Raw genomic sequence first — 605 nt, 5'->3', positions numbered from 1 at the left:
CTGGTAGCGCAGCCGGACGGGAGCGCCGTTCATGTTGCCGACCGCCAGCGGGTAGCGGTGGGCGAGCCGGGCGCGGTCCTGGGCGCTGAGCGAGGCGAAGAAGCGGGTCAGCCGGGTGGGGGCCGCGTCGGGGTCCGGCAGCCGGAGCCCGTGCAGCCGTCCGTGCTCCCACGCGGACAGCGAGGCCTGGAGCGCGGTGGACCCGCGGTGGCTGCGTACGGCGGTCCAGCCGGTGGTCGCCAGCATCACGAAGACCACGGCCAGCGCGAGCAGCGCGCGCCAGACGTTGAGCTGCGGGGAGGTCTCGAAGGAAGTCACTGGGAGGACACACTAGGAGAACGAGCCGGTCTCGCGTTAACCGAGTGACGGGGATCACGTTTTGAGTGGCGTGACGGGAGTCTCACTCCCCCTGTCGACCCGTACACCTGTTCAAGATCGGCTGTCCGTACGGCAGTTCGCGAACCGTGACCGGCNNTGGCCCTCCAGTTGCCGGTCAGCGCCGGACCCACCTGGTCGAGGTGGGCGGCCGTGAGCGCCCGGATCCCCTCCAGGCTGAGGTCCTCGCCCGTACTCCACTGACGGCCCGTCACACGCATCACCGCGCC

The 605-nt window shown here is 70.8% G+C and carries 1 pseudogene; it reads right to left on the bottom strand.

The features are described 5' to 3' along the window. A pseudogene (locus BZY54_RS46810) lies at window positions 1–318 on the bottom strand (hypothetical protein); the annotation flags it as partial. Between the last annotated feature and the right edge of the window lie 287 nt (window positions 319–605).

This window comes from Streptomyces carpinensis, from assembly GCF_002154505.1.
In the GTDB taxonomy this organism is placed as follows: Bacteria; Actinomycetota; Actinomycetes; order Streptomycetales; family Streptomycetaceae; genus Streptomyces; species Streptomyces carpinensis.
This window is presented reverse-complemented; position numbering and strand designations above follow the sequence as displayed.